This window comes from Flavobacterium sp. YO12, from assembly GCF_004119495.1.
In the GTDB taxonomy this organism is placed as follows: domain Bacteria; phylum Bacteroidota; class Bacteroidia; order Flavobacteriales; family Flavobacteriaceae; genus Flavobacterium.
On record NZ_NRQU01000100.1, the window covers coordinates 1 to 10129 of the forward strand.

8 protein-coding genes are annotated in these 10129 nt (G+C 36.4%); 3 read left to right on the forward strand and 5 right to left on the reverse strand.

Going from position 1 to position 10129, the window contains the following annotated elements; all coding sequences use genetic code 11:
* Positions 1-487 precede the first annotated feature (487 nt).
* The 3 genes from BOW55_RS19795 (at position 488) to BOW55_RS19805 (ending at position 6380) form a co-directional block, all read left to right on the forward strand.
* Positions 488-781: a hypothetical protein gene (locus BOW55_RS19795; RefSeq protein ID WP_241686633.1), complete on the forward strand. Its 294-nt coding sequence runs from the start codon at positions 488-490 to the stop codon at positions 779-781.
* Positions 782-865: 84 nt separating this feature from the next.
* Positions 866-5245, forward strand: coding sequence for a CusA/CzcA family heavy metal efflux RND transporter (locus tag BOW55_RS19800; protein WP_129026083.1), 4380 nt, complete (start codon positions 866-868; stop codon positions 5243-5245).
* A 4-nt stretch (positions 5246-5249) separates the two neighbouring features.
* Complete coding sequence (locus BOW55_RS19805) at positions 5250-6380, forward strand: efflux RND transporter periplasmic adaptor subunit (protein ID WP_129026085.1); 1131 nt, start codon at positions 5250-5252, stop codon at positions 6378-6380.
* A 111-nt stretch (positions 6381-6491) separates the two neighbouring features.
* On the opposite strand, the gene BOW55_RS19810 is transcribed toward BOW55_RS19805, so the two are convergent.
* From BOW55_RS19810 to BOW55_RS19830, 5 genes are all read right to left on the reverse strand, one after another.
* A complete protein-coding gene (locus BOW55_RS19810) occupies positions 6492-7181 on the reverse strand; it encodes a VIT family protein (protein WP_129026088.1) in 690 nt (229 codons plus the stop codon).
* A gap of 208 nt (positions 7182-7389) precedes the next feature.
* Positions 7390-7905, reverse strand: coding sequence for a 4'-phosphopantetheinyl transferase superfamily protein (locus BOW55_RS19815; protein WP_129026090.1), 516 nt, complete (start codon positions 7903-7905; stop codon positions 7390-7392).
* Complete coding sequence (locus BOW55_RS19820) at positions 7902-8156, reverse strand: acyl carrier protein (RefSeq protein WP_129026092.1); 255 nt, start codon at positions 8154-8156, stop codon at positions 7902-7904. Before BOW55_RS19820 ends, BOW55_RS19815 begins: the two co-directional genes overlap by 4 nt.
* 4 nt (positions 8157-8160) lie before the next feature.
* Positions 8161-9435, reverse strand: a complete 1275-nt coding sequence (locus BOW55_RS19825) for a beta-ketoacyl synthase (protein WP_129026094.1) — start codon at positions 9433-9435, stop codon at positions 8161-8163.
* Positions 9432-9869, reverse strand: coding sequence for a 3-hydroxyacyl-ACP dehydratase FabZ family protein (locus BOW55_RS19830; RefSeq protein WP_129026096.1), 438 nt, complete (start codon positions 9867-9869; stop codon positions 9432-9434). Before BOW55_RS19830 ends, BOW55_RS19825 begins: the two co-directional genes overlap by 4 nt.
* Positions 9870-10129 lie beyond the last annotated feature (260 nt).

Genomic DNA, 10129 nt, shown 5'->3' on the forward strand with positions numbered 1-10129 from the left:
GATTTGTGGGTCATAGTTTTTTTTGGGTTGTGGTAGTATTTTTATTTTAGTTTTGAAGATAAACAATCCGTTATTGTGTAATGTTTCATTGGTTTTATAAATGCGAATATAAAATTAATTTTAGGTTCAGAAATAAATTATTCAAACACTATTTAAGATTCTGAGTATTAGATTTTTTTTCCAATTTGATTTAGAACAGAATAGGTAAACCCAAAGCAAAAAAGAGATTAATGTATTATAACAACTACAAAAAAATATTTCAAAATTGATAATATTTTATAATTTTACAAATTATGCTGGTATAAATTAAATTTCTATTAGTGAATTCTTATAAAATGGTAAAACTTTCTTAGATCTTACTTAAGGTTAAGGATTATTTTATTACATAGCCTAAATTTGTGTGGTGCGAAAAATCATAGTCTACATATTCATCTTTCTCATTGTATCCAATATTGGGTTCTTTCAGCAGTTTTATAAATTGCCCATATTGATTGAACATTACAATGAACATCAGCAAAGACACAATGTAAGTTTTATTGATTTTCTAGAAATGCATTATTGGGGAGAAGACATCAACGATAATGATTCTGACCGCGATATGCAGCTTCCTTTTAAGCATATTTCTAGCGCTTCGTTTCAGCTTGTATTTGTTCCCGCAGAAAAACACATTTTTGATATTCCTTTTAATGCCGATTTTTCAGAGTCTGGCATAATTCCGTTTACTTCAAACTTATATTCTAATCCTGCATTGTTTGCAGTATTCAGACCTCCTTTGGCATAATTTAATTTCTAAGATTTTATTGTGGTTAAGACATTTTGATGTTTTGACCATGACATTATTATTTCTAAAAAATTAAATCAAATCATGCTCAATAAGATCATTCAATTTTCAGTTAAAAATAAACTGGTAATTGGGGTTTTCACCTTGCTGTGGATTATCTACGGTGTGTTTGAAGTGACCCGTTTACCAATTGATGCCGTTCCTGACATTACCAACAATCAGGTTCAGATTATTACAACCGCTCCATCTCTGGGGGCAGAAGATGTAGAACGTTTAATTACTTTTCCGATTGAACAGGCGATCAGTAACATTCCGCAGTTAAAAGAAAGCCGCAGCATTTCCCGTTTTGGACTTTCGTTGGTAACCATTGTTTTTGCCGATGATACCGATGTGTATTGGGCACGTCAGCAGGTGGCAGAACGTTTGCAAAAAGTAGAAATTGCAGAGAATGCCAGTATTCCCGAAATGGCTCCCGCAACAACAGGTTTGGGCGAAATTTACCAATATGTTTTAAAACCGCAGCCCGGTTACGAAACCAAATATTCTCTCGAAGATTTGCGTACCATTCAGGACTGGACAATTCGAAGACAACTTTTGGGAACACCTGGAATTGCTGATGTGGCTACTTTTGGCGGAAAGTTGAAACAATACGAAATTGCCGTAAATCCGTCGAGATTAAAAGCACAAAACCTGACTATAAAAGAAGTTTTTACTGCCTTAAGCAGTAATAACGAAAATACAGGTGGAGCTTATATCGAAAAAGGACCAACTGTATTGTATATCCGAAGTGTTGGACTAAAGCGAAATATTAAAGACATTCAAAATATTATTGTCAAAAATACTCAGGCAGGAACTCCAATTTTAATCAAAGATATTGCCGAGGTAAAAATGTCCTCGGCGATACGTTACGGTGCTTTAACAACAGATGATATTGGCGAATCTGTGGGTGGAATTGTGATGATGCTGAAAGACGAAAATGCCAATAATGTTATCGTTAATGTAAAAAAACGTGTTGCAGAAATCGAAAAGATTCTGCCAAAAGGTCTAAAAATTGAGCCTTTTTTAGATCGTACTAAAATGGTCGACAATGCCATTGGCACGGTTGAAAAAAACTTAATCGAAGGAGCTTTGATTGTTGTTTTAGTTCTGGTACTTTTTCTAGGAAATTTACGAGCGGGATTTATCGTAGCTTCTGTTATTCCGTTAGCCATGCTGTTTGCCATTATTATGATGAACACTTTTGGCGTAAGCGGAAATTTGATGAGTCTAGGTGCGCTCGATTTTGGTTTAATTGTCGATGGCGCCGTGATTATTGTTGAAGCGATTTTGCATCATATTCATAGTGCCAAAAAATACAAAGGAATCGATACCATTTCGCAGGAAGAAATGGACAAAGAAGTTACGAGTTCAGCCGGACGTATGATGAATGCAGCGGTATTTGGGCAAATCATTATTCTGATTGTTTATCTCCCAATATTATCACTGGAAGGAATTGAAGGTAAAATGTTCAAACCAATGGCGCAAACTGTAGCGTTTGCCATTTTGGGAGCTTTCATTCTGTCGCTTACCTATGTGCCAATGGTCAGCGCTTTGTTCATCAGTAAAAAGGTTAGTCATAAACCCAATCTTTCTGACCGAATTATGACAAAATTGGAAGGACTTTATGAAAATTGGCTGACCAAAGCTTTAAAGATGAAAAAAGGAATCGTCATCTCGGCTTTTGTTTTATTTGGAATTGCTTTGCTGCTTTTTAGCCGAATGGGAGGAGAGTTTATTCCACAATTAGAAGAAGGCGATTTCGCGGTAGAAACCCGATTGTTGTTAGGAACTAACCTTTCGACAACAACAGAAACCATTCAGAAAATTTCGAATACACTTAAAAAAGAATATCCTGAAGTTGAAAAAGTAGTTTCGAGAATTGGTAGTGCCGAGATTCCAACAGATCCAATGCCTATTGAGGGCGGAGATATGATTATTGTACTAAAAGATAAATCAGAATGGACAAGTGCTTCTTCGTTTCCGGAACTGGCAGATAAAATGACCGAAACTGTAAAACAAACAGCTCCGGGAGTTACAACAGGTTTTCAGTTTCCCGTGCAAATGCGTTTTAATGAATTAATGACGGGAGCCAAACAGGATTTAGTTTGTAAAATTTACGGAGAAGATTTAAACAAGCTTGCCGAATATGCGGAGAAATTAGGTTCAATCAGTAAAACGGTCGAAGGCGCAACAGATTTGTATGTCGAGAAAGTAACCGGAATGCCTCAAATTGTAATTGATTATGACTGGGCAGAAATGGCGAAATACGGTATTTATGTTTCCGATATTAATCAAACTGTAAATGCTGCATTTGCAGGTGCTGTAGCCGGAAGTATTTACGAAGGCGAAAAGCGTTTTGATATGGTGGTAAGAGTGGAAGCGAGCGGACGAAAAGACATTTCGGATGTTAGAAATCTTTTAATCTCAACCCGTTCCGGAATGCAGATTCCGTTGTATCAAGTGGCTTCTGTAAAAGAGGTTGAAGGACCTAACCAAATTCAGCGTGAAGATGCTAAACGAAGAATTATCGTTGGTTTTAATGTAAGAGGTCGTGATGTAGAATCTATCGTGGAAGAATTGCAGAAAAAAGTCAACAGCCAGATCAAATTTGATCCTGGATATTATGTTACGTATGGCGGAACTTTCGAGAATTTGCAACAGGCAAAATCACGTTTGGGAGTTGCGGTTCCAGCAGCTTTGTTTATGATTTTGGCTTTATTGTATTTTGCTTTCAGATCGTTTAAAGAAGGAATTATCATTTTTACAGCCATTCCGTTATCGGCAATTGGTGGTGTTTTTGGATTGGCGCTGCGTGATATGCCTTTCAGCATTTCGGCGGGTGTTGGTTTTATTGCGCTTTTTGGTGTAGCAGTTTTAAACGGAATTGTTTTAATATCTGAATTTAACCGAATACAGAAACAGGATGAAATTACAGATCCATTCCAAATCATTATTACAGGAACCAAAAACAGATTACGTCCAGTATTAATGACGGCAGCGGTAGCTTCTTTAGGGTTTCTGCCAATGGCTCTAAGTAACGGAGCAGGAGCAGAGGTACAGCGCCCATTAGCAACAGTAGTTATTGGCGGATTGATAACAGCAACTTTGCTGACACTTTTTGTACTTCCTGCTATTTATTTAATGACGTATCACACTAAAGTATTTTCGAAAAAAATCAAAAAAAATAAAATGGATAAAGTGACTTTATTACTTGTCGCTTTATTGGTAACAGCTTCAGTGCAATCGCAGCAAAAGCCTGTTTCTCTCGACGAATCTTTGTCGATTGCGCTTCAGCATAACAGAAGAATTAAATCGGCTCATCTTAACGAAAAGTCCAAAGAACAATTGCAAAAATCAGGGTATGATATTCCAAAATTAGCTTTAGATGCTGATTATGGTCAGTTTAACAGCGGTGTTAATGATTCTCGTTTTGGTGTGAGTCAGACTTTTGCTTTTCCTACTTTATACAGTAATCAGAAAAAAGCGTTACAGGAAAATTATAATGTTGCCAAAGCAGCTTCACAATTGACTTCGCAACAGATTAAATCGAATGTGAGAAGCTTGTTTTATTACTATATCTGGCTCAACAGTAAAAAGGAGTTATTGGCTTACGCCGATTCTATTTACCGATTAATGGAACAGAAATCCGATTTACGTTATAAAGCAGGAGAAACCAATGTATTAGAAAAAAGTGCTTCGCAATCGGCAAGGCAGTTTTATACCAATCAGCTTACGATGGTCAATAAAGATATTGCGATTACACTGAAATCTTTTAATACAATTTTGCAAGATAGTGTAGTGCATGTTCCTATTTCGGTAAACATCAAACATGATTTTGCTATTTCATTAAATGAAAAAATAAATACAGCTGAACTTCCGCAAATTCAACTTTCAAATCATGAAGCAGAAGCGGCAAAATGGAAATGGAAAGCGGAACAGGCTAAACTAATGCCGGATATTACAGTAGGATATAATAATCTAAGCATTATTGGTACACAAACCAGTGCTGCAGGTCAGGAAGTTTATTATGATAAGAGTCACAGGTTTAGTTATGTGAATCTGGGACTATCGATTCCGTTATTCTTTTCGAGTCAATCCGCGCGCAATAAAGCGGCAAAAATAGAATACGAAAATTACAAAATGATGGCAGAATCGGTAAAAGTTGAAATGACAACTGAAATCGCCAATGCGGTTAGTGAAGCCGAAAAGTATAAAGAAAGCCTTAATTATTATGAGAATGAAGGACTTAAAAATGCGACTGTTATTATTGATGCGGCAAACAGCCAACTGGAAAATGGAGATATTGATTATTTGCAATGGGTTTTGGTCGTAAATCAGGCAATTACCATTAAAAATGAATATCTCGACAGGATTAACGATTACAATAAAGCGATCATAAATCTTCAAACTCTCACTAATTTATAATAAAATGAAAACATATATCATCGCGGTTTTTGGTCTTTTATTGCTGGTTTCTTGTAACAGTGATAAAAAGAATCAAGAGAGGGAAACAGTACAAAAACAGGAAAATACCATTCAGTTAAGCAGCGAACAGATTAAAAATGCAGGACTTGTTGTGGGAAATCCGGAAGAAAGAACAGTAAAAGGAATATTACAACTTCAGGGAACTGTAACCGTTCCGCCAAAAAGTGTCGTTTCGGTTAGTATTCCGCTTGGCGGCTATATAAAAAAAACAGATTTAATGGCAGGAATGCATGTTCGAAAAGGGCAATTATTAGCCGTTGTCGAGGATATGCAATACATACAACTGCAACAGGATTACCTTACGGCGAAAGAAAAATTTCAATTGGCTAAAAGCGAGTACGACCGACAAAAAGAACTAAATGCGAAGAAGGCAAGCAGTGATAAATTGTATGAACAAACAGCTACAGAAATGCAGACGCAGCGTATTTATATGTCGTCATTGGCACAAAAATTATCTTTATTAGGAATTAATGTCAAAACACTTTCAGCGTCAAATATCAGTAAAACGGTTTCGATTGTTTCGCCTATAAATGGTGTTGTGTCTAAGATTAATGTAAATGTCGGGAAATATATTGCCCCAACAGATATGCTTTTTGAATTGATGGAAATGAGCGATATTGTATTGGTAATGAATGCTTTTGAAAAAGATGTTCATTTACTTTCGACAGGACAAACGGTAAGTGCTTTTACGAATGCTAATCCTTCGAAGAGATTCTCTGCAAAGATTGCGTATATCAACCGCAGTCTTAATGATGATCGTGCGGCGGAAGTTATTTGTAAAGTAAATCAATATGATAATGCACTAATTCCGGGGCTTTTTATTAATGCTGAAGCGGAATTTGAAAACGAGAAAGCGATTACAGTTCCAGAAGATGCTGTGGTAAGATGGCAGGGCAAGTTTTTTGTTTTCGCTTTAAGCGGAAATAATCAATACAAAATGGTTGCAGTAGAACCCGGAACTACGACTGATGGTTTCCGTCAAATTAAATCTTCGACTATTGATAAATCATCCAAAATTGTGATTAAGAATGCTTACACACTTTTAATGACTTTTATGAATGGTGGAGATGAATAAGTAAGTCGAAAGTTTGAAAGTCATAAAGTCAAAAAGATTGATATCGATTAAAAGAATTATTTAGTTAATTGTTGGTAAGAGGGCAGTCCTGATTTGGGCTGCTCTTTTCTTTTAAGTAGTCTGAACACCAAAAATATATCCTACAAGTGCCGACATTACCATTGCAAATGTTCCCCAAATACAAATACGAAGTACTGCTTTTAATATGTTTGAACCTCCTGCTTTAGCGGCCAAAACTCCTGAAAAAGCAAGAAACAGTATCGAAAAAGCATATTGATAAAATACCATGCTGGATATGGGAGCAAATGCGGCTACCAAAACGGGTAATAATCCACCAACAATAAAGGAAACTGCCGATGCAAAAGCAGCCATTAATGGATTTGCCTGTGTGATTTCGTTTATTCCCAGCTCATCTCTGGCGTGAGCTTCGAGAGCATCATAAGCGGTTAGTTCCAAAGCAACTTGTTGTGCTAAAGGTCTACTTAATCCTCTTTGTACATAAATATCCGTGAGTTCTTCAAGTTCAATTTCGGGCATGGTTTTCAGAGCATGACTTTCTCTTTTTAAATCAGCTGCTTCAACATCAGATTGTGAGCTTACAGACACATATTCTCCTGCTGCCATAGAAAGTGCTCCCGCAACCAAACCTGCTACTGCGGCGAGTAAAATAGGCTCTCGTGTGGTAGTTGCGGCAGCAACACCAATAACTAAACTGGTTGTAGATAAAATTCCGTCGTTTGCACCTAAAACAGCTGCTCTAAGCCAGCCGCTTCGGTTGATATAATGATTTTCAGCTTCCATTAGTGCACCTGTTGTTATTTCATTATGAAGTTACTTCAAAAAGCGTTTGATAACCAGATAAAAACTGATAGAATGATTCTAAATTTTCAAGGAGATAAATGATCTTCACAATACAAAACTCCATAGGAGCAATATTTTTTCAGAATCTAAATATATTCCTCTCCTATGGAGCTTTTTTTATTTGTCTTATTAAAATTCTATAGATATTTTACCCCGCTGGGGTAATTTGCAGAATAGTCACCACTTTTTCAAATCGCCCGTGATGACTTATTGATACGTTCTGAATAGCATTTTGAGAAGTGAGTAAGTAGGGGATACCGTTTTTATCTTTTAGAATAGACTTTCTTTCGATTTCTGTTACATCATTTAGATTGTCTAAAATATTGACTGCAATAGTATGGATATGGTCTTTAGACAGCGTTGTTTTGGTGTAGTAAACAGTATCAAAACAAGTAACAATTCCTGTAGCAGTATTCTGGTTTTGAGATGTGATCGAACAAACGAGGTTTTGCGGGATGTATTCCCTTATTTTGGTTTGTCGGTTATAAATTTTATAAGCCGCTTCTTTCATGCTCCAAAGCAGCCAAACCATAATTTCAGGATTTGGTGCATTTGAAATAAGCAATTGTTCGTCTAGTGTAAATAGTTTTTGTACAAATCCCTTGCGTTGCCAATTACTTTCCTGTCTCGATTGCAGTATATCTATGACATCATTACCAATCATTTTTCGGATAACTTAGTTTCTATGATTTCTACGGCAGCTTTTACATTGAGCATACGTTCCATATCAGTATTATCAATTACTACATCAAAATTTTCTTCAATATCCAGTACAATATCTACCAAGTTAGCCGAATTGATATTTAGATCGTTAATGAAATCGCTATTTTCATTAAGGTTGTCATACGCTTCGGTATTAGTTGTGTATGGTTTTATTATCAATTTTAGTTTAGCGATAAGTTCTTCTTTGTTCATAGCTTTATTTTTTAAATTTCTTAAAGATAATGCAGGCATTTACGTCACCGAAACCAAAACTGGCTTTGGCAATTATAGTTGGACTAATTTCGATTGTTTTTAAAGGTATTTTAGATGGATCAATCAATGCAGTAATTTCGGAATGAAGATCATCGCAATTGATATTTCCAAATATAAAGCCTTCATGAATTTGTAATATTGCGGCAATACTTTCGATACTTCCCGCGGCACTTAAGCAATGCCCAGTCATGCTTTTTAAGGAATTGATATACGGAAAATCTTTTCCTTTTCTGTTTAATGCAATAGTCCAGTTTTCAATTTCAAGACTGTCTTTTGTGGTTGCGGTAAGATGTCCGTTGACGGCATCAATATCAGTTGCAGAAATTCCGGAATTACTAATTGCGTCGGTAATGCAGCGTTGTACAGCTGTGCTGTTGGGAGCTGTCATACTTCCGTTACCGCGTTGACCGCCTGAGTTTACATTTCCGCCTAATATCTCAGCATAAATAGTCGCGCCACGTTCTAAGGCACTTTCTAAATCTTCAATTACTAATGCACCTGCACCACTTGCAGGCACAAACCCTGCAGCTGTGGCACTCATTGGTCGTGAACCATTCTCAGGATTATCGTTGTATTTTGAACTGCAAACGCGAAGTGCATCAAAGCCTCCCCAAATATAAGGTCCGCTATCGCCCGTACTTCCTGCTAGTATGCGTTTGACCTGTCCAGATTGTATACGATCGTATGCCATTAAAATGGCTTCGGTTCCTGTTGAGCAGGCAGACGAATTTGTGGTAATCTGATTACCGAGCCCTAATTTGCCGCCAAGATAAGCGCTAATACCGCTATTCATGGTTTGAGCCACAACAGTACTGCCTAATTTTCGAACCTGAAGTTCATCTATTTTATATATGCTTTCGCGAAATTTATCAATTCCTGATGTACCAGAGCCAAAAATGATTCCGCTGTCCCAATCAGGATCATCGTTAATCTCTATAGATAATCCTGCATTTTTCCATGCTTCGATACCTGCAATAATACCATACAAAATACCTGTGCTGCTAAAACCACGAAGTTCCAATTCTGTAAAATACTGAGCTTTTAATTCTTCGGAGATTTCAGGTTTTCCTGCTATTTGACAAGAGAATTGAAGTTCTTCCAACTGAGTATCATGCCGAATTCCTGATATTCCGTTTTTTATGGCATGGCTAAATTCGCTGATTCCAACTCCGTTTGGAGCAGCAACGCCTAATCCTGTTATTACAACTCGTTTGCTCATAATCTATTTGTAATCATACCAGCCAAAATGCCTTTGCAGACTTCTTGCCCGGCTTCGTTTGTCATTACTACATCACATTTTAATTTTCCAAATCTGAAAAATGTTTTTTGAGAAGTTACTGTTACTTTTTCGTTTGGATAAACAGGTTTTAAAAATTGCATATCGGCTGATGTAAAAGCGATTACAGTATCTTTATTAAAGTTATTTCCTAATAGGTAAACACCTAGACAGACCATGCCAATTTGCGCCATTGTTTCGGTCAGAATTACTCCTGGAGTTACAGGATTATCTTTAAAATGGCCCTTATAAAAATCTAGATCTTCTTTAAAAGTATAAGTTCCAATAGCACTATTTTCGTCTACATGGAGCAATTCATCTACAAATAGAAAAGGTTTGCTGTATGGTAACTGTGCTTGGATATTTTCTAAGGTCATGTTTTTTTGTTTAATGGTTTGATGTTTGATTGAACGCGGATTTTACGGATTTACTTCGTAAAGACGCGGATTAAAACGGATTTTTATATTTTATTTATTCATTGTCCAAGGTTTTAACCTTGGGGTGCGGATTGTGATTATATTGCGTCCCAAGGTTGAAACCTGAGCAATGTTTATAATTTTCTGTTTACAGTTAAATTAGAACAAAAAATCAACGTTTTTTAAATTTTAAAAATCCATTTAAATCCGCGTTTTCGCAT